Here is an 18,510-nt window from a genome sequence, read left to right on the forward strand (position 1 = left end):
GCGTTCGGGCCACGACTGTTCAGCGCATGAAACAATGTCGATCAGATTGAACCGACACCCGGACAGATCGGACGGGAAATGACGATGACCGCTGAGGTTTCGACGTTCCACCCACTCGGCCCGTCAACGATGGAAGACTGGCTGGCCGCAGAGCAGCCGTCCGATGGATCTCGTCTCGAGCTCGTCCTGGGGTACCTCTACATGACACCTCCGCCCACGGGGTCGCACCAGTACGCGACCGGTGAATTGTTCGTGGCGCTTCGCGCGGCGGTCCGGGCCGCGGGGCGATCGGATCTCCAGGTGCTCCCCGGCGTCGGCGTGAAGATCAGTACCGCGTTCCGGACCGGCGTCATCCCCGATGTCGCGGTCGTCGCGCACCGCAAGAGTTTCGAGGCGCACGAACTGGTGTTGGCCGTCGAAGTCTGGTCGTCGGGAAACACGCGTGAGGAACGCGATACGAAGATCGCCGGGTACGCCGCCGCTCGAGTTCCCTATCTGTGGATCGTGGAACTCCCCGAAGACAAACCCGCCAAATTCTGCGGCTATCGACTGGGCGAATCCGGCTATCGCCAAGAGATTTACGCGGCCGAGGGTGAAGTAGTGTCGCCGCCCGCCCCGGTCTCGGTCGAGATTGCGACAGCGGAGCTTCGCTGATCGGTCCGCGCCGACCCAACCACGGCGTATAGGTACCCGAATCCGTCACCCGGCAGCCGAGATGCCGGAACTTAGGATCGCCCCCTGCATTGTCGCGGAGAGTTTCCGCAGCATTCCGTGGGAGGGAACCATGCTCGAACCATCCGATCCCGGCGCCCGCGTGGCGGGGCCGTCGGACCAGTCGCCCGGGCAGTCCGAGGAGGTGAATCTCGGTTGGGGGCCGACGGTTTCGGCTGATGGTCCGGGGGAGCGGCCGCAGAAGGCGGGCGGGTATCCGCCGCCTGCGGGAGTTGTGCCGGCGGGTGATGCGCCGGGGGTTTCTCCCTCGGCGCCACGGAAGCGGCGGTGGTGGGTGTGGGGCGCGGTGCTGGCGGTGGTGATCGTGGGGGCGGCGTCGGCGTTGTTCGGGTGGGTGCTCACCCGGCCGGATCCGGTGGCGTTCCCGGTCGGGGCGTGTGTCGCGCTCGAGACTCCGGTGAAGCCCGTGGTGTACGGGTGCGGTGACGAGCATTCGCTGTACACGATCGTGGGCCGCGAGGATCTGGTGTTCCCGGTGGAAGGGGCGTGCGCGAAATACGCCGACGCCACCCGGGCGGTGACCGAGTGGCCCGTGTCGGGCAAGCGGACCAGCACCATCCTGTGTCTGGCCCCGACCCGGTTCAATCTCACGGACCCGGGCTCACTGCGGTCCGAGGACTGCGTTGACGTGAAGGGCGCGGGGGACACCCTGACCCGGGTCGACTGCGGTATGACGCCCGCGCCGGCGAAAGTCGTTGCCGTCGAACTGCATACGAAGGTTCCGGTCACCGATCAAGCGTGTAAGCAGCATCCGGTCGCGCGGATGGCGTTCGCACAGTCCTCGCTGGGCGGCCGGGCGATCGTGGTGTGTGCCGATGACACCGACGCCACGTCCATGGGTACCGCGAAACTCGGTGACTGCGGTGACCGCAACACCATGAGGAAGGTGGCCTGCACCGATCCGGGCGCATCGCAGCGGGTGTTGTCGGTGCGCACCAGCTACGGCAAGCCCGCGCACCCGGAATGCTCGGACGATCTGGGGGCGAACTCGGTGTTCACCCGCGGCAACGACAAGACGGATCTGGTGCTCGTGGTCTGCATGGGCCCGGCGGATCTGAGTGATTCGCGGTACGCGGTGGTCGGTGACTGCATCACCGACGACAATGTCCGCGCGACCTCGGCGTCGGCGACACACCGGATCTATTGCGGGGACCCCGGGGCCCGGTACGAGGTGACCGATCGCCACGACTCGAACGACAACGTATGTCCCGCCGGCACCGCGGTCAGTCTGACCTACGGCCCGGGCACCACCGCGGGCCTGACCATCTGCATGCGTCGCCGGTAGGACTCTTCTGTCGATTCGCCTGCGCGGCGATAGTGAATCGTGCATGCTTCACACGTTTCATTTCTCGACCCCTGATGAGGAGAACGACCGTGGGTTCCATCGAAGCCCTGGCCATCAGCGTGCTGGCCGGACTGATCGTGAAGCTGCTGACCTCGGGCAGCTCGACCCCGAACTAGCGGCGGGTACGGTCACAGCCCATCGGGACCCTCCGGTGGGCTGTCGCCGTTTCCGGGGGTTGCGGGGCGATTTCTCCGGTCGGACGGGGGTCTGGCAGAATGAACGACCGTCCTCATCGAGGACAGTGTCAGCCCGTCTCCGGTTCCGTACCGCGCGGCGGTCACAGCACTTGACGCAAAACCGGGCCCACCGCGAGTGGGTCGCTGAATTGCGACGTGACCAACCTTTGAAAGGAAGCAGCTCATGGCTGTTCGTATCAAGCTGACCCGTCTGGGCAAGATCCGCAACCCCCAGTACCGCATCGTCGTCGCTGACGCCCGCACCCGTCGTGACGGCCGCGCCATCGAGTCGATCGGCATCTACCAGCCGAAGCAGGAGCCCTCGCTCATCCAGATCGACTCCGAGCGCGCCCAGTACTGGCTGGGTGTCGGCGCGCAGCCGACCGAGCCGGTGAAGCGTCTGCTGGAGATCACCGGCGACTGGCAGAAGTTCAAGGGCCTGCCGGGCGCCGAGGGCACCCTGAAGGTCGCGGCCCCGAAGCCGTCCAAGCTGGACCTGTTCAACGCCGCGCTGGCCGCCGCCGAGAACGAGCCGGTCGCCGAGGCCGTCACCCCCAAGAAGAAGGCCGCCAAGAAGGACGAGGCCGCCGAGGCCGAGGCCGCTGAGGCTACCGCCGAAGCTGCCGAGTAATGAGCGCCGTCGTGGCTGATGCCGTCGAACATCTTGTTCGCGGCATCGTCGCCAATCCGGACGACGTCCACGTCGAGCTGATCACCAGCCGTCGTGGCCGCACCGTCGAGGTGCACGTGCACCCCGACGACCTGGGCAAGGTGATCGGTCGCGGCGGTCGTACCGCGACCGCCCTGCGCACCCTGGTCGCCGGCATCGGCGGCAAGGGCATTCGCGTCGACGTGGTCGACACGGATCAGTAGATGACGGAGCTCGTGGTCGGACGGGTCGCCAAATCGCACGGTGTGCGTGGCGAACTCGTCGTAGAAGTCCGCACCGACGAGCCGGAACTGCGGTTCGCGCCCGGCAGCGTCCTCACGGGGAAGCTGCCGCGGGCGAAGCAGACGCAGGAATTCGTAGTGGAGTCGGCCCGGGAGCACTCGGGCCGGCTTCTGCTGCGTCTGGACGGGCTCGTCGATCGCACCGCCGCGGATGCGTTGCGCGGCATGCTGTTCGTGGTCGACACCGCCGATCTGCCGCCGTCGCAGGATCCGGACGAGTACTACGACCACGAGCTCGAAGGGCTCCGCGTCGAACTCGCCGACGGCACCGTCGTCGGCACCGTCAACGAAGTGCTGCATTCCGCTGCGGGAGAACTGCTCTCGATCAAGGCCGGGGACGCCTTCCCGCCCGCGGGCCGGGAGATCCTGGTGCCGTTCGTGCTGGCCATGGTGCCGACCGTGTCCGTCGCCGACGGCCTGATCGTCATCGACCCGCCCGAGGGCCTGCTGGACCCGGAGTAGCGGCATGCGTATCGACGTCGTCACGATCTTCCCCGAATACCTCGAGCCGATGCGAGCGGCCTTGCTGGGCAAGGCCATCGACAAGGGACTGCTCGAGGTCGAGGTGCACGACCTGCGCCACTGGACCCACGACGTGCACAAATCCGTGGACGACACCCCTTACGGCGGCGGGCCCGGCATGGTCATGAAACCGACCGTGTGGGGCGACGCCCTCGACGAGGTGTGCCCGGACGACGCCCTGCTGGTGGTGCCCACCCCCGCGGGCGTGCCGTTCACGCAGGAGACCGCGCAACGCTGGTCCGGTGAACAGCACGTCGTGTTCGCGTGCGGCCGCTACGAGGGCATCGACCAGCGGGTCTTCGACGATGCCGCGCGGCGCGTGCGCGTCGAGGAGGTCAGCATCGGCGATTACGTGCTGATCGGCGGCGAGGCCGCGGTGCTGGTGATGACCGAGGCGTTCGTCCGGCTGATCCCCGGTGTGCTCGGCAATCAGCAGTCCCACGAACAGGATTCGTTCTCCGACGGCCTGCTCGAGGGTCCGTCCTACACGCGGCCGGTGAGCTGGCGTGGACTGGACGTGCCGGAGATCCTGTTGTCCGGCAATCACGCCAAGATCGCGCAGTGGCGGCGTGAGCAGTCGCTGGAACGCACCGCCGAGCGCAGGCCCGACCTGCTGCCCGAGGCCGCACCGACCGAACTGGGCTGAGGCCGCACCGACCGAACGCGGCTGAGGCCGCACCGACCGAACTCGGCTGAGGCCGCGCGGACCGAACTCGGCTGAGACTGGTCGCTCGCGTGGTCAGCGTTTCGGGATGGCGGCGAAGCTGTTGTCCGGACCCGTGACGAGGATGCCCCACGGCGCGGGGTAGAGGCGCGTGCGCGAGATGTCCAGATTCATGGTGAGCGTGGGCTTTTCGCCCGCCGCGGTCGGGCCCGGGCCGAGGACGACGGTCCGTTTGCCGTTCTTGGTGTCGTAGGCCACCAGCCACGCCTTGGCGCCGCCGTTCTCCCGCATGAGCAGGAAGACCGCGTTGCGGCTGCTCACCATCAGCGGCTGCATCTCCTCCTTGGTCGCGTCCAGCGGCACGCTCCAGCGGACGGTGCCGTCGGGCGCCTGCAGCCGCATGTTCGTGTCGTCGGCGATGACGTAGCTGTCCATCGTGAGTGACGACCCGTCGGCGAGCAGTGCGCGGAATTCCTTGTCGGAGGCGGCTTGCCGGGTGCCGAGTGAGGCGCCGTCGGCCATGTCGACGGTGTCGACGGTGCCCTCTGTCACCACGATGGCCATCCGGCCGGGCCCGCGCAGGAAGTTCCCCTTCTCAGGGAGGTCGCGACGCCAGACGGTGGATCCGGTGGTGCGATCGAGTCCGCCGACGATTGTCCGGCCGCCCGCCGCGGCGCAGCGGAACACAACCACGCCGGGTCCTTCGGCCAGGCTGGGCGCATCCGAATCGAACAGAGCCGGAAGGTCTTTCGGCAGCGGTGTGGCGCAACCGAGTGTTCCCGGATCGACCGACCATCGCTGCGCGCCGGTGCGCGGATCGAAATGGACGAATTGCCCGGTGGCGGAATCCGACTCGAACCACTGCTCGGCCGGGGTGTCCCACAGCCGCTTGCCGGAGGTGGTGTCGTAGGCGGTCAGTCCCGGGGTGTCCTGCCATCCGGCCAGCATCACATGTCCGCGGTCGAGCACCTGGATCTTGCCCTGCTCGGGCGGAGCGCCGGTCGACGCGATCTTCCAAAGCTGTAGTCCGGTACGGACATCCACGCGGGTGATCCCGTCGTCGGCCAGGGTGTATACCCCCGTGGACATGACCCCGAAGGATTCGTTCGGGCCCAGAGACAGCGTCTTGACCGCGTTCAGGTCCACGTCGGGCACCGTGGATCCGTCGGTGATGGTGGCGGAACCACTCGAACCACAGCCCGTCGCGGCCGCCGCCAGCCCCGCCGCCAGGGCGACGCGGGCGCAGGCCCGGAACACTCGACGTGGAACACGTTCGCGCAGAGTCGGGATCGGCACGGGGGTCGATCCTGCCACCGGCCTCGCGGCGCGCCGATCGGAGACTCGCGGGACAGAACGGACCGAATCGCGCGTGGGCGTTGCACCGGGTGTCGGGCGACGGCGGTAGTGTCTGCGGGCGTGACGACAGCCTCCGAAACCGTCAGCGCAGCATCCGCAGGTGCCACCGGCACCGTCCGCCTCGCCAGCGTCGGCCGGCGTATCGCCGATGAGCTGGGCGTGCGCGAGGAGCAGGTGCGCTCCGCCGTCGAACTCCTGGACGCCGGCTCGACCGTGCCGTTCATCGCCCGCTACCGCAAGGAAGTCACCGGCGGGCTCGACGACGCGCAGCTACGCACCCTCGACGAGCGCCTCCACTACCTGCGTGAACTCGACGAACGCCGGGGCTCGATCATCGAATCGATCCGTGGCCAGGGCAAATTGGATGACGCGCTGCACGCGCAGATCATGCTCGCCGACACCAAGGCCCGCCTCGAGGACATCTACCTGCCGTTCAAGCCGAAGCGGCGCACGAAGGCGCAGATCGCGCGTGAGGCCGGGCACGAGCCGGTGGCCGACGCGCTGCTGGGCGACCCCGCCACCGATCCCGCGCAGTACAACGCCGAACAGCTCGACGGCGCCCGCGCCATCCTGGTGGAACGTTTCGCCGAGGACGCCGACCTGGTCGGTGAACTGCGCGAACTCATGTGGGAGCGCGGCCAGGTGTCCTCGACCGTGCGCGCGGGCAAGGAGGAGGCGGGCGCGAAGTTCGCCGACTACTTCGAATTCTCCGAGCCGTTCCACAAGCTGCCCTCGCATCGCATCCTCGCGCTGCTGCGCGGTGAGAAGGAAGAGGTGCTCAACCTGCACCTCGAACCCGACACCGAGGAGCTCGAGGACGGGCAGCGCTCCATCTACGAGGGCCGCATCGCCGTCAAGTTCGACATCGCCGATCGCGGCCGGGCCGCCGACAGCTGGCTGCTGGACACCGTGCGCTGGGCGTGGCGGACCAAGCTGCAGGTCAGCCTGGGCATCGACACCCGGATGCGGTTGCGCCAGTCCGCCGAACGCGACGCCGTCGACGTGTTCGCCGCCAACCTGCGCGACCTGCTGCTCGCCGCGCCCGCAGGCACCCGCACCACCATGGGCCTGGACCCGGGCTACCGGACCGGTGTGAAGGTGGCCGTGGTCGACTCCACCGGCAAGGTCGTCGCCACCGAGGTCATCTACCCGCACAAGCCGCAGGGCCAGACCGAGAAGTCCCTCGCGGTGCTGGGCGCACTGGTCGCCCGGTTCAACGTCGAACTGATCGCCATCGGCAACGGCACCGCCTCCCGCGAGACCGACGCCCTTGCCGCCGAACTGATCTCGCGCATCCCGGAACACAAGCCCACCAAGATCGTGGTGTCCGAGGCCGGCGCGTCGGTGTACTCGGCCTCGGCGTACGCCTCCGCGGAGTTGCCGGACATGGACGTGTCGCTGCGCGGCGCGGTCTCCATCGCCCGCCGACTGCAGGACCCGCTGGCCGAGCTGGTGAAGATCGACCCGAAGTCCATCGGCGTCGGCCAGTACCAGCACGACGTGTCCGAAACCCTGCTGGCCCGCTCGCTGGGCGCAGTGGTCGAGGACGCGGTGAACGCGGTCGGCGTCGACGTGAACATCGCCTCGGTCCCGCTGCTGTCGCGGGTGTCGGGCATCTCCAACTCGATCGCCGAATCCATTGTGGCCCACCGCGATGCCAACGGCCCGTTCCGCAACCGCGCCGGGCTCAAGGACGTGCCGCGCCTGGGCCCCAAGGCCTTCGAGCAGTGCGCCGGCTTCCTCCGCATCCGCGAGGGTGACGACCCGCTCGACACCTCCGGCGTGCACCCCGAGGCCTACCCGGTGGTCCGCCGCATCCTCGACGCCAGCGGCAAGGGGGTCAAGGAGATCATCGGCAACACCTCCGCGCTGCGCGCCCTGCGTCCCGCGGACTTCACCGACGAGCAGTTCGGTGTCCCGACCGTCACCGACATCATCTCCGAGCTCGAGAAGCCCGGCCGCGACCCGCGACCGGAGTTCAAGACCGCCGAATTCGCCGCGGGCATCGAGAAGGTCGCCGACCTGAAGCCCGGCATGGTGCTCGAGGGTGTCGTCACCAATGTGGCCGCGTTCGGCGCGTTCGTCGACGTCGGCGTCCACCAGGACGGCCTGGTTCACGTCTCGGCCCTGTCCCACAACTTCGTCAAGGACCCTCGCGAGGTCGTGAAGTCCGGCGACGTGGTCAAGGTCAAGGTGCTCGAGGTCGACGTCCAGCGTCAGCGCATCGGCCTGTCCCTGCGCCTGGACGACGAGCCCGGCAAGCCCAAGCAGGACCGCGGCGACCGCGGCCCCCGCGGGAACCAGGGTGGCGGCCAGCGCGGCGGGCGCGACAACGGCGCCCGCCAGGGCGGCAACCGTCAAGGCGGCCAGAGCGGCGGCAACCGCAACCAGGACCGCCGCAACCAGCCCGCTGCCAGCGGCTCCATGGCCGACGCACTGCGCCGCGCCGGCTTCGGAAAGTAGCGTCACGCGACGTGTGGGCCCCGGAATCCCTGGGGCCCACACGGCTTTTCGGGCCTGTCCGATCAGTTCGGGGCGAGCCGCCGAAGCGAGGTGATCTCGCCGGCCCGCAGGTCACCGCGCGCGCACGTTCAGACGTTCGGCGAGGTCGGAGATGACCAGCCGGCCTTCGCCGCGTAGCCCCGGCGCCGCGCCCACGCAAAGCCGTTGATAGCGAGATGCTCTCGAATCGGGAGGGATCGGCGGGCTAGCGGGGGAGCGGAGATCCGACGCGGTGGAGGGTGCCGTCGGGGTCGACGTAGGCGAATTCCCGTAGGCCGTAATCGGTGTCAGCCGGAGCGGTGAGACAGCCGGGGAGCTCCGCGGCGGACCATTCGGCGTGCAGGGCGTCCGCGTCGGACACAGAGAGGTAGACGGCCGAGGCGGTGCGCTTCGGATCGTGCTCGCTCCATTCGGTGAGGTGCAGCGCGATGCCGCCGCGGTCGGCGAAGCCGTAGCGGGCGTCACCCTCGTAGGCGCGGGTGGTGAAGCCGAGGCGGCGGTAGCGGTCCAGGGCCGCGTCGAGGTCGAGGACGGGGATGACCGGGGCGACGCTCTCGAAGGCGATCTCGTTCGGCATGCGGATTCCGTTCGTCGACGGCGGTATGCCCGGGACGGTACCGGTGCGGACCGACGGCCCGGCCGTCCTGGCGGGTCGAGCGGGGTGGTGAAAAGTGGAGCGGCCGAGGGGGATCGGGTCCGGCTCGGCCGCTCCGGGGCGGCTATTCGACGCCGAGCGAGACTTCGGTCGATTTGATCAGGACCTTGACGGGCGTGCCGTCGGCCAGGCCGAGGTCGTCGGCGGCGTCGCGGGTGATGGAGGAGGTGATCTCGTCACCACCGGTGAGGCGGATGCGGACGACGGCCATGGCCTCGCCGCGGGTGACCTGGGTGACCGTTCCATCGAGTTGATTTCGTGTACTCAGTCGCATGATCGCCAGCGTAGTTGGCTGGTTGGTTGCTGTAGTCGTCGTCGGGTGATTGTGATCTCGGCGTGCCGATCTCGGACACGGGTAGCGTGGCGGGGGTTGCGGTTCGCGCGAGGATTCCGGAGGCGACACGGGCATGCATGTGCGGCAGTGGTGGGAAGATGTCGTGGTGGCGCACGGCCGATTGCCGCTGGCATGCCTGCTGCTGGGGTTCATCATCGGATTCCTGTTGATCCGGATCAGTGTGCGGCTCATCCGCAAACAGGTGCGGTGGTGGCCCGGCAATGTGCGGGCCGGGGACGTGCACATCCATCACATGGTGTTCGGCGTGATCCTGGTGCTCGGTTCCGGCATGGGGCTGGTGGCGCTGTATCAGAGCTCGGACGGCGTGATCAGCGCGCTGGCAGCGGTTTTCGGGCTCGGCGCGGCCCTGGTGCTCGACGAGTTCGCGCTCATCTACTACCTGCGCGACGTGTACTGGGAGGAGCAGGGCCGGACCTCGGTGGACGCGGTGTTCGTGGCCCTCGCGGTGACCGGGCTGCTGCTGCTCGGGTTCCATCCGCTGTGGCTGCTCGATATCGGCGACGTGCGGGACCTGCGGTCCGAACCTAATGTGCCCGAGCGTTTGCTGACCATTGCCTTCGCGCTGATGAACCTGCTGCTCGCGGCCGTCGTCATCGCCAAGGGCAAGATCTGGACCGGTCTGTTCGGCATGTTCTTTCCGCCGCTGCTGTTCATCGGCGCGCTGCGTCTGAGCCGTCCCGGCGCGCCCTGGGCCCGCTGGCGCTACGGCTCGCGCTCGGGCCTGATGCGCCGCGCCATGCGCCGTGAACGCCGGTACCGCCGCCCGATGATCCGCGCCAAGATCTTCGTCCAGGACCTCCTCGCCGGAAAACCCGATGCCGCGCACGTCCTGCGCGCCACCGAGGAGGAGTTGACCCGTACCATCGTCCCGGCCCCGCCCGCCCCGCCGCCGACGCACATCCACCTGCTCCCGGTCCGCAAGCACGAGGAGCGGCCCCCGGAGCCTGTCGACAGCCAATAGCCGGCGCCCGACCCCGATTCCCGTCCGGGTCGCGTCCTCTGGCACAATGCTCAGGTTGCCTTGGGTGCACTTCGCCCGGGCACCGCCCAAATATCCGGAGCACGAACCGGTAGAGCACCCTCCCCGGGTAGCCGCCAGGTTCCTCTGTTCGCGCGAAAACCAATAAGGACGGACATGAACACCCTCGACTTCGTCGACGCAAGCTCGCTGCGCAACGACATCCCGGACTTCCGCCCGGGTGACACTGTCAACGTGCACGTGAAGGTTATTGAAGGCAACAAGGAGCGAGTCCAGGTCTTCAAGGGCGTCGTCATCCGCCGCCAGAACGGTGGCATCCGCGAGACCTTCACCGTGCGCAAGGTGTCGTTCGGTGTCGGCGTGGAGCGCACCTTCCCGGTGCACAGCCCCAACCTCGACAAGATCGAGGTCGTGACCCGCGGTGACGTGCGTCGCGCCAAGCTGTACTACCTGCGCGATCTGCGCGGCAAGGCCGCCAAGATCAAGGAGAAGCGCTGAGGTAGCGACCGCCCCCGACTCGTCGGGGGATCGGTTCTCACAGAGCATCACTGTCGGCTCGCCACAATGCCTGATCGTCGGCTCGCCACAATGCTGGATCGTCGGCTCGCCACAATGCCTGATTGTCGGCTCGCCGACGCCGAGTAGCCCGGCACCGCATGGTTCTTCGCGGTGCCGGGCTACTCTGTTCCGGTGGCAGACGAGAGCGAGTCGGTGACGAAGTCCGGGTCGGGCGATGGCAATGGGTCCCAAACGCCCGAAACCCTTCAGCCGAAGCCGAAGAAGAAGCAGCGCCCGTTCTGGCAAGAGCTGCCCATCCTGGTCGGTTTCGCGGCGTTGATCGTCGCGTTGCTGGTGACCTTCATCGGGCGGCCGTACGTGATCCCGTCGCAGTCCATGGAACCCACCCTGCACGGGTGCGCGGGCTGCACCGGTGACCGCATCTACGTGCAGAAGCTGAGCTACTACTTCGGCGACCCGGAGCCGGGCGACGTGGTGGTCTTCGTCGGCCCGACCGACGACTGGAACCGGCACTACAAGTCGATCCGCTCGTCGAACACCGCGGTGCGCGGCGTCCAGAACTTCCTGTCCTTCTTCGGCCTGGTACCGCCGGACGAGAACGACCTGGTCAAGCGCGTCATCGCGACGGGCGGCCAGTCGGTCAAATGCTGTGACGCGCAAGGCCGGATCCTGGTCAAGGACAGCGCCCCCGGTTCGGAGTGGAAGCCGCTCGACGAGCCGTACGTGCTGCACAACAACCCGTTCAACGCACAGAACCCCGACATCCAGTTCAATGCCGGCGGTCGCGCGTTCCCCGAGGTCAAGGTGCCCGAGGGCAATCTGTGGGTGATGGGCGACAACCGCGCCGAATCGGCCGACTCCCGCTATCACATGCGCGACGAGCTCAACGGCACCGTCCCGGTCAAGGATGTGCGCGGCAAGGCCGTGTTCAAGATCTGGCCACCCAGCCGCATCGGTCCGGTCCGGGCCGAGAACCCGCAGACGAACTGAGAATCGCGAGATAATCGACCGGTGGGGAAGATGGCAGGCGGAGCCGCCGGCGCGCGCCGGAAGGAGCGCGGCGGCAAGAAGATTCAGCGGATCGACCGCGGCGACTGGCCGCCGCGCGTGGTGATGCGGCAGGCGGGCGGGCTACGCACGCTCGAGGCCGCGCTGATCCGCAGCGGACTGGGCCCGGTCGCGGGCGTGGACGAGGCCGGGCGCGGTTGCTCGGCCGGACCGCTGGTCGTCGCCTCCTGCCTGCTACCGCCCAAGGCCTACACCTCGCTGGCCGGCCTCGACGATTCCAAGAAGCTCACCGAGAACACCCGTGAGCAGCTGTTCCCGATCATCAAGCGGATCGCGCTGGCCTGGTCGGTGGTGGTGATCCCGGCCTGGGAGATCGACGCCATCGGCATCCACGTGGCCAATATCGAGGGCATGCGGCGCGCGGTGGCCGGACTCGATCCGGTGCCCGGCTACGTGCTCACCGACGGTTTCCGGGTGCCGGGCATTCCGGTGCCGTCGCTGCCGGTGATCGGCGGCGACGCGTCCGCGGCCTGTATCGCCGCCGCCAGCGTGCTGGCCAAGGTGACCCGCGACCGCATGATGGTCGAGATGGACCGCGAGTATCCCGGCTACGGTTTCGCGGCCCACAAGGGCTACAACACCCCCGAGCACAATGAGGCGCTGACCCGTCTCGGCATCACGCCCGAGCACCGTCGATCGTGGCGAAACGTCCGGGAGACCGGCCGAGTGGCTACCGACACGGCGTATGCGGGATGATGTCTCTACACCCAGTTGGGCGACAAGGAGGACGTTCCACCCGATGAGCGCCGAGGACCTCGAGAAGTACGAAACCGAGATGGAGCTATCCCTGTACCGCGAGTACAAGGACATCGTCGGGCAATTCTCGTACGTGGTGGAGACCGAGCGTCGCTTCTACCTCGCCAATTCCGTCGAACTGCGTCCGCAGAACGCCGATGGCGAGGTGTACTTCGAGGTTCGGATGTCGGATGCATGGGTGTGGGACATGTACCGGCCCGCCCGCTTCGTGAAGCACGTTCGCGTGATCACCTTCAAAGACGTGAATATCGAAGAGCTGGAGAAGACCGACCTGCGGCTTCCCGACTGATCCACAGGCTGGAGGTTATCCCCAGCCCCGCTGTTTTCCCAGTTCGGCATGGCCGCGTCCGGTACGGGCGCGGCCATGCTGGCTGAATGGCACAGCATCTGGCGCTGGGAGCGCAGGGGGAAGACCTGGCCGCGGACTATCTCCGCACGTCGGGCATGTCGATCGTCGCCCGCAATTGGCGATGCCGCTACGGCGAACTCGACCTCATCGCCCGCGAGGGCGACATCACCGCCTTCATCGAGGTCAAAACCCGCCGCAACCTGACCTGCGGCCGCCCCGAGGAAGCCGTCACCTTTCTCAAACAGCAACGCATCCGCACCCTGGCCCGCCATTGGCTGCACGCCAACCCCGGCCCCTTCCCGCGCATCCGCTTCGACGTCGTCTCCGTCATCCTGCGCCCCGGCCGCCCACCGGAGATCCTGCACCTGAAGGCGGCGTTCTGACATGCCCCTCGGCAGGGCCTTCTCCGTCGCCGTCAACGGCGTCGAAGGCCAACTCGTGGAAATCGAAGCCGACATAGGCCAGGGCCTCCCCTCGGTCCACCTCGTCGGCCGCCCCGACACCACCCTCCAGGAATCCCGGGACCGAGTCCGAGCCGCAGTGGCAAATACCGGCGAGAAATGGCCCGACGGCCGCGTCATCCTGGCCTTGTCGCCGGCCACCCTCCCGAAGGTGGGCAGCGTCTACGACCTCGCCCTCGCCGGCGCGGTCCTCGACGCGGCGGGAGTCATCCCCGCCGACCGCCTCGCCGAATCCGTCCTACTCGGCGAACTGGCCCTCGACGGCCGCGTCCGCCGAGTCCGAGGCATCCTCCCCGCGGTCCTCGCCGCCCGAAACGCGGGCCGCCGCACCGTCATCGTCCCCACCGCCGCCCTGCCCGAAGCGGGCCTGGTCGACGGCATCCGAGTCCTCGGCGCGGCCACCCTCCTCGAACTGCTCGACTGGCTGCGCGGCGGGGGAGAACTGACCGTCCCGGATCCGGTCCTGCCGGTTGCCGATCCACCGATCGGAGACCTCAGCGAGGTGGTGGGCCAGGACGAGGCGCGCTGGGCGCTGGAGGTGGCCGCGGCCGGTGCGCACCATCTGCTGCTGACAGGTCCGCCCGGCATCGGGAAAACCATGCTGGCGCAACGCCTTCCAGGTCTGCTGCCGCCGCTGCGTGAGCGGGATTCCCTGGAGGTGACCGCGATCCATTCGGTCGCGGGCACGCTCTCCGGCGACGCACCGCTGATCACCGCGCCGCCATTCGTGGCGCCCCACCACTCCTCGTCGGTCACGGCGATGATCGGCGGCGGTTCCGGTTCCGCGCGGCCGGGCGCGGTGAGCTGCGCCCATCGTGGTGTCCTGTTCCTCGACGAATGCGCGGAGCTGGGCGCCAAGGTCCTCGAAGCCTTGCGAACTCCCTTGGAGGAGGGCGAGGTTCGGATCGCGCGCAGGGACGGAGTCTCCCGCTTCCCGGCGAGATTTCAGCTCGTGTTGGCGGCCAATCCGTGTCCGTGTGCCCCCGCCCGGGATATCGACTGCATCTGTGCGCCCCTGGCTCGCCGTCGCTACCTCGGCAAACTCTCGGGCCCACTGATGGATCGCATCGACATCGCCGTGCAGATGCACGCCCAGGCCGCGGGCGCGTTCACCGGCGACGAGGTCGAGACCAGCGAGGTCGTCCGCGCCCGCGTGACCGCGGCCCGCGCGGCTGCCGCGAAGAGATGGATCGAACTCGGCATGTCCACCAATGCCGAAGTCCCCGGCCACGTTCTCCGCCAACGCTTCCGCCTCCCCCACGAGGCCCTCGCCCCGGTCGAGAACGCTCTCCAACACGGCCGCATGTCCGCCCGCGGTGCCGACCGCGCAATCAGAGTCGCGTGGACCGTCTGCGACCTTCGCGGCGGCGACATACCGAATGCCCAGGACGTCCTGCAAGCCTTGAGCTTCCGGCAGCGAGGTACAACATGAGCGAAAGCATGAAAGGACCGGATCCGACACGTCGGCCCGCTGTGAGCGGCGAATCCGATTCGCCCCCAACGGATGAGGCGAATCGATCCGCTGCTGCGACCGTCGATCTCGATACGACCGCGCCTCGGACCGGCGATATGCCCGTGCCCACTGTTGACGGCCCGATCGAAGCGCGGACGCATGGCATGACCGTGCGTACTCCTGATGACGAAACGGCGGCTCCGCCCGGCGAGTCGATCGTGCCTGGGCTCGATGAGGCAGTCGGTCTCGGGCTCGGTGCCGAGGTGTCCGGCTACGGGCACAGTAGTAGGACCGACCAGGGGTCCTCTGATGCCGGTGACGACGGGACCCGCCCGCCAGGCAACCCTGAGCATGGCCGTGGCTCCGGCTGGACAGGAGTCTTGTACGGGAGGGCGATCCACGACGGCGGTTCGGCCGCGGGTGGTGATGCGGACGAGCGGCGGTTGGCTTGGGTGTATCTGTCGCGGGTGGTGGAGGGGCCTTGTGCGGCGTTGTCGGCGTTGATCGAGTCGGTGGGGGTGGTGGAGGCGGCTCGGGCTGTGCGGGAGAGGGAGTTGCCGGAGGTGTTGCGGGGGCCTACCGAGGTACGGCGCGGGATCGAGCAGGCGGATGCGGATCTGGCGCACATCGAGCGGCTGGGCGGTCGGGTGGTGACGCCGGAGGATGCGGAGTGGCCCGCGTGGCGAATGCTCGGGTTGCGCCAATTGGATCCGGCGCATGATGCCGATGGGGCAGTGCCGCTGGTGTTGTGGGTGCGCGGGAGCAGGTCGCTGCTGGAGACGACCGAGCGGGCGATCGCGGTGGTGGGGGCTCGGTGCAGCACCGGGTATGGCAATCATGCGACCGGGGAGATCGCTGGGGAGCTGGCCGCGCGGGGATGGACCGTCGTGTCCGGGGCTGCGTTCGGGATCGACGGAATGGCTCACAGGGCCGCGCTGGGAGTCGGCGGCATGACGATCGCTGTACTCGCGTGCGGTCCTGATCGCCCGTATCCGGTGCAGCACGATCATCTGCTCGCCGAGATCGCCGATCGTGGTCTGGTCGTCACCGAGTACCCGCCCGGAACATCCGCGCGCAAGCACCAGTTCCTCGCTCGCAATCGGTTGATAGCGGCCCTCGCCGACGGTGTTGTCGTGGTGGAGGCCGGGATTCGTAGTGGATCACGGAATACGGTGAAGTGGTGCCGGAGGTTGGGGCGGCCGGCGATGGCGGTGCCGGGGCCGATCACTTCGGCGGCGTCGGTCGGGTGTCACCGGATGATCCGGGAAGGGGAGGCGTTCATCGTGACTCGGGCCGAGGACATTCTCGACGAGGCCGGGCCGTTGCGGTTGTCGTTGCCGGGAGCGGTCGCGACCGCTCCGGAGGACAACCTGTCGGGGGATGAGGCGTTGGTCCTGGCCGCGTTGCCCGCGACCGGTTCGCGGCTGCCGCGGGCGGTGGTCACCGATACCGGCCTGGCGTTGCCGACGGTGCGAGCCACCTTGTCCGCGTTGGAGATCGCCGGTCTGGTCGGCTGCGACGGCAACGGCTGGTACCGGATGCGGTCGCCGGGGGCCGGCGCGGGCGGGGCCATTGTCGCGAGCCATGAGGACCATCGGTGATCCCGTCCGCCGGAATGGGTGTGGCGCGATCGTGCGGCGGGGGTGCTTGAAAAGGCGGCGGAATGCGGTCAGCGTGGGGGGATGAGTGGGTTGCCCGAGGATTTGGAGGCATTGCTGGCCGAGTACGGCCGGCATTTGCGGTTGGGCCGGAATCGATCGGCGCATACGGTGCGGGCCTATGTGGGGGATGCTCGCGGATTGCTGGAACATTTGCTGGAGCGGGCGGTGGATTCCGGTGTGGGGGAAGTGGATCTGGCGTTGCTGCGGTCGTGGCTGGCGGCGCAGGCGTCGGGGGGAGCGGCCCGCACCACGATGGCGCGACGGGCGTCATCGGCGCGGACATTCACCGCGTGGCTGACGCATACGGGTCGGCTGGCGGTGGATCCGGGGCCGCGCCTCGGGTCGGCGCGAGCGCATCGCGTGCTGCCGTCGGTGCTGGGGAAGGAGCAGGCCCGAGCGGCCATGGAGGCGGCGGAATCGGGCGCGGCACAGCAGGATCCGATGGCGCTGCGGGACCGGCTGATCGTGGAGATGCTGTACGCCACCGGGATTCGCGTGAGCGAGCTGTGCGGGCTCGATATCGAGGACGTGGATCGGGAACGGCGCCTGGTGCGGGTGCTCGGCAAGGGCAACAAGGAGCGTTCGGTGCCGTTCGGCGGGCCCGCGGAACAGGCCCTCGAGGCTTGGCTCCGGTTCGGCCGGTCGGCCCTCGCCACGCCGGACTCGGGTCGCGCGCTGCTGCTGGGCCGCCGCGGCCGCCGCATCGACCCCCGGCAGGCGAGAACCGTGGTGCACGAGGTGGTTTCCGCGATTCCCGGCGCACCCGACATGGGCCCGCACGGGTTCCGTCACACCGCCGCCACCCACCTGCTGGAGGGTGGCGCCGACCTGCGCGTGGTGCAGGAGATCCTCGGCCACGCCAGCATGGCCACCACCCAGCTCTACACCCACGTCTCGATCGACCGGCTCAAGAAGGTTCACGACCAGGCGCACCCGCGCGCCTGACCGGCCCGTTCGCCCGGGCCCGAGAAGCGATAGGTGATCTACGGCCTATCGGAAAGCTATCGACGACCTATCGACACCCGTGCTAGCGTCAGTTAGGTAACCCTAATTATGCACTGACCATGGAGGTGTCCTTTGGCGCGCACACGCATCACGCTGGTGGTTCAGAACACGGTTCACCTGACCGATCACCTGATCCGGGTCCGATTGGGCGGCCCCGGCTTCGCGTCCTTCCAGCCCAACGACAGCACCGACGCCTACGTCAAACTGATCTTCCCGGGCCCGGACGGCGACGTCATGCGCACCTACACCGTGCGCGAAGTCGACCGCGCCGCCCAGGAGATCGCCATCGACTTCGTCCACCACGGCGATGAGGGCGTCGCCGGCCCCTGGGCGGCCGCCGCCCAGCCCGGCGACACCATCGATCTGTTCGGCCCCGGCGGCGGCTACGCCCCGCGCCCCGACGCCGACTGGCACCTCCTCGCCGGAGACGAATCCGCCCTCCCCGCCATCGCCGCCGCCTGCGCGGCCCTCCCGGCGGATGCCGTCGGCCAGGTATTCGTCGAGGTCGGCGGCCCTTCGGACGAACTCGCCTTCCCGCACCCGGAGGGCGTGGAGCTCACCTGGGTCCATCGCGGCGACGCCGAACCCGGCGACCGGCTGGCCGCCACCGTCCGCTCCGCACCCTGGCGAGACGGCCGGGTCCAGGTCTTCATCCACGGCGAGGCCCGTGCGGTCATGCACGACCTGCGCCCTTACATCCGCAAGGAACGCGCCGTCCCCGCCGAATGGGCGTCCTCCATCTCCGGCTACTGGCGACGCGGCCGCACCGAAGAGGGTTTCCGTGCCTGGAAGTCCGAACTGGCCGAACGCGAAAAGGCCGCGCCCGCAGCCGTTTAGCCGATCGCGCCGTACGCCGCGCGGATGTCCGATGTCCGGGCTGACCGGCGGGTGGCGACTGTCCCCGCTGCGCAGGATTCGGATACGCACCGCGAAGCGCTCGATCACCGGGTGTGGCAGCCGAATTCCCCGCCGGCGACACCCGGTCGCTGAGATCCGGTTCG

The 18,510-nt window shown here is 68.6% G+C and carries 20 protein-coding genes; 17 read left to right on the forward strand and 3 right to left on the reverse strand.

Annotated features, from left to right (window positions below):
• Nucleotides 1–129 precede the first annotated feature (129 nt).
• From ACFYTS_RS05890 to trmD, 6 genes are all read left to right on the forward strand, one after another.
• The gene (locus ACFYTS_RS05890) at nucleotides 130–654 is read left to right on the forward strand and encodes a Uma2 family endonuclease (RefSeq protein WP_387302074.1); all 525 of its coding nucleotides are present in this window, start codon (nucleotides 130–132) and stop codon (nucleotides 652–654) included.
• A 130-nt stretch (nucleotides 655–784) separates the two neighbouring features.
• A complete protein-coding gene (locus tag ACFYTS_RS05895; RefSeq protein WP_387301660.1) occupies nucleotides 785–2,017 on the forward strand; it encodes a hypothetical protein in 1,233 nt (410 codons plus the stop codon).
• A 420-nt stretch (nucleotides 2,018–2,437) separates the two neighbouring features.
• Nucleotides 2,438–2,884, forward strand: a complete 447-nt coding sequence (rpsP, locus tag ACFYTS_RS05900; protein WP_357281584.1) for a 30S ribosomal protein S16 — start codon at nucleotides 2,438–2,440, stop codon at nucleotides 2,882–2,884.
• Entirely contained in the window at nucleotides 2,884–3,126 is a 243-nt protein-coding gene (locus ACFYTS_RS05905; RefSeq protein WP_029930032.1) for an RNA-binding protein, read from the forward strand. Before rpsP ends, ACFYTS_RS05905 begins: the two co-directional genes overlap by 1 nt.
• Complete coding sequence (rimM, locus tag ACFYTS_RS05910) at nucleotides 3,127–3,666, forward strand: ribosome maturation factor RimM (protein ID WP_357281582.1); 540 nt, start codon at nucleotides 3,127–3,129, stop codon at nucleotides 3,664–3,666.
• A gap of 4 nt (nucleotides 3,667–3,670) precedes the next feature.
• Complete coding sequence (gene trmD / locus ACFYTS_RS05915; protein WP_387301663.1) at nucleotides 3,671–4,372, forward strand: tRNA (guanosine(37)-N1)-methyltransferase TrmD; 702 nt, start codon at nucleotides 3,671–3,673, stop codon at nucleotides 4,370–4,372.
• A 93-nt stretch (nucleotides 4,373–4,465) separates the two neighbouring features.
• On the opposite strand, the gene ACFYTS_RS05920 is transcribed toward trmD, so the two are convergent.
• Entirely contained in the window at nucleotides 4,466–5,686 is a 1,221-nt protein-coding gene (locus tag ACFYTS_RS05920) for a PQQ-binding-like beta-propeller repeat protein (protein WP_387301665.1), read from the reverse strand.
• 120 nt (nucleotides 5,687–5,806) lie between these two features.
• Between ACFYTS_RS05920 and ACFYTS_RS05925 the strand changes: the two genes are divergently transcribed.
• A complete protein-coding gene (locus ACFYTS_RS05925; protein ID WP_387301667.1) occupies nucleotides 5,807–8,209 on the forward strand; it encodes a Tex family protein in 2,403 nt (800 codons plus the stop codon).
• Nucleotides 8,210–8,453: 244 nt separating this feature from the next.
• Here ACFYTS_RS05925 and ACFYTS_RS05930 read toward each other — a convergent pair whose 3' ends face one another.
• Together ACFYTS_RS05930 and ACFYTS_RS05935 are read right to left on the reverse strand one after the other, a co-directional pair.
• Entirely contained in the window at nucleotides 8,454–8,813 is a 360-nt protein-coding gene (locus tag ACFYTS_RS05930) for a VOC family protein (protein ID WP_357281658.1), read from the reverse strand.
• 154 nt (nucleotides 8,814–8,967) lie between these two features.
• Nucleotides 8,968–9,177, reverse strand: coding sequence for a TOBE domain-containing protein (locus ACFYTS_RS05935; protein WP_357281576.1), 210 nt, complete (start codon nucleotides 9,175–9,177; stop codon nucleotides 8,968–8,970).
• 139 nt (nucleotides 9,178–9,316) lie between these two features.
• Between ACFYTS_RS05935 and ACFYTS_RS05940 the strand changes: the two genes are divergently transcribed.
• The 10 genes from ACFYTS_RS05940 to ACFYTS_RS05985 all read left to right on the forward strand — a co-directional run bounded on the left by ACFYTS_RS05940 (nucleotide 9,317) and on the right by ACFYTS_RS05985 (nucleotide 18,346).
• Nucleotides 9,317–10,219, forward strand: coding sequence for a hypothetical protein (locus tag ACFYTS_RS05940; protein ID WP_387302076.1), 903 nt, complete (start codon nucleotides 9,317–9,319; stop codon nucleotides 10,217–10,219).
• 174 nt (nucleotides 10,220–10,393) lie between these two features.
• On the forward strand, nucleotides 10,394–10,735 hold the full coding sequence (rplS, locus tag ACFYTS_RS05945) for a 50S ribosomal protein L19 (RefSeq protein WP_120737548.1): 342 nt from the start codon (nucleotides 10,394–10,396) through the stop codon (nucleotides 10,733–10,735).
• Nucleotides 10,736–10,927: 192 nt separating this feature from the next.
• Complete coding sequence (gene lepB / locus ACFYTS_RS05950) at nucleotides 10,928–11,746, forward strand: signal peptidase I (protein WP_387301669.1); 819 nt, start codon at nucleotides 10,928–10,930, stop codon at nucleotides 11,744–11,746.
• A 30-nt stretch (nucleotides 11,747–11,776) separates the two neighbouring features.
• On the forward strand, nucleotides 11,777–12,520 hold the full coding sequence (locus ACFYTS_RS05955; RefSeq protein WP_379280674.1) for a ribonuclease HII: 744 nt from the start codon (nucleotides 11,777–11,779) through the stop codon (nucleotides 12,518–12,520).
• Nucleotides 12,521–12,563: 43 nt separating this feature from the next.
• Nucleotides 12,564–12,869, forward strand: coding sequence for a DUF2469 domain-containing protein (locus ACFYTS_RS05960; RefSeq protein WP_040859817.1), 306 nt, complete (start codon nucleotides 12,564–12,566; stop codon nucleotides 12,867–12,869).
• Nucleotides 12,870–12,955: 86 nt separating this feature from the next.
• Nucleotides 12,956–13,312 (forward strand): YraN family protein, encoded by a 357-nt coding sequence (locus ACFYTS_RS05965; protein ID WP_357281572.1) that lies wholly within the window; start codon nucleotides 12,956–12,958, stop codon nucleotides 13,310–13,312.
• Between the two features lies 1 nt (nucleotide 13,313).
• Nucleotides 13,314–14,822 (forward strand): YifB family Mg chelatase-like AAA ATPase, encoded by a 1,509-nt coding sequence (locus tag ACFYTS_RS05970; RefSeq protein ID WP_387301672.1) that lies wholly within the window; start codon nucleotides 13,314–13,316, stop codon nucleotides 14,820–14,822.
• A 401-nt stretch (nucleotides 14,823–15,223) separates the two neighbouring features.
• Nucleotides 15,224–16,444 (forward strand): DNA-processing protein DprA, encoded by a 1,221-nt coding sequence (dprA, locus tag ACFYTS_RS05975; RefSeq protein ID WP_387301674.1) that lies wholly within the window; start codon nucleotides 15,224–15,226, stop codon nucleotides 16,442–16,444.
• Nucleotides 16,445–16,525: 81 nt separating this feature from the next.
• A complete protein-coding gene (locus tag ACFYTS_RS05980) occupies nucleotides 16,526–17,449 on the forward strand; it encodes a tyrosine recombinase XerC (RefSeq protein WP_357281566.1) in 924 nt (307 codons plus the stop codon).
• A gap of 132 nt (nucleotides 17,450–17,581) precedes the next feature.
• Nucleotides 17,582–18,346: a siderophore-interacting protein gene (locus tag ACFYTS_RS05985; RefSeq protein WP_387301676.1), complete on the forward strand. Its 765-nt coding sequence runs from the start codon at nucleotides 17,582–17,584 to the stop codon at nucleotides 18,344–18,346.
• Nucleotides 18,347–18,510: the final 164 nt, after the last annotated feature.

The sequence above is a fragment of the Nocardia sp. NPDC004151 genome (genome assembly GCF_042874235.1).
GTDB lineage: Bacteria > Actinomycetota > Actinomycetes > Mycobacteriales > Mycobacteriaceae > Nocardia.

Coding starts and splice junctions, on each gene's coding strand:
- ACFYTS_RS05905 (WP_029930032.1), top strand. CDS start 2,884: ATGAGCGCCGTCGTGGCTGATGCCGTCGAACATCTTGTTCGCGGCATC.
- ACFYTS_RS05935 (WP_357281576.1), bottom strand. CDS start 9,177: ATGCGACTGAGTACACGAAATCAACTCGATGGAACGGTCACCCAGGTC.
- rpsP (WP_357281584.1), top strand. CDS start 2,438: ATGGCTGTTCGTATCAAGCTGACCCGTCTGGGCAAGATCCGCAACCCC.
- ACFYTS_RS05895 (WP_387301660.1), top strand. CDS start 785: ATGCTCGAACCATCCGATCCCGGCGCCCGCGTGGCGGGGCCGTCGGAC.
- ACFYTS_RS05965 (WP_357281572.1), top strand. CDS start 12,956: ATGGCACAGCATCTGGCGCTGGGAGCGCAGGGGGAAGACCTGGCCGCG.
- ACFYTS_RS05960 (WP_040859817.1), top strand. CDS start 12,564: ATGAGCGCCGAGGACCTCGAGAAGTACGAAACCGAGATGGAGCTATCC.
- ACFYTS_RS05970 (WP_387301672.1), top strand. CDS start 13,314: ATGCCCCTCGGCAGGGCCTTCTCCGTCGCCGTCAACGGCGTCGAAGGC.
- rimM (WP_357281582.1), top strand. CDS start 3,127: ATGACGGAGCTCGTGGTCGGACGGGTCGCCAAATCGCACGGTGTGCGT.
- ACFYTS_RS05980 (WP_357281566.1), top strand. CDS start 16,526: ATGAGTGGGTTGCCCGAGGATTTGGAGGCATTGCTGGCCGAGTACGGC.
- rplS (WP_120737548.1), top strand. CDS start 10,394: ATGAACACCCTCGACTTCGTCGACGCAAGCTCGCTGCGCAACGACATC.
- trmD (WP_387301663.1), top strand. CDS start 3,671: ATGCGTATCGACGTCGTCACGATCTTCCCCGAATACCTCGAGCCGATG.
- ACFYTS_RS05890 (WP_387302074.1), top strand. CDS start 130: ATGGAAGACTGGCTGGCCGCAGAGCAGCCGTCCGATGGATCTCGTCTC.
- ACFYTS_RS05955 (WP_379280674.1), top strand. CDS start 11,777: ATGGCAGGCGGAGCCGCCGGCGCGCGCCGGAAGGAGCGCGGCGGCAAG.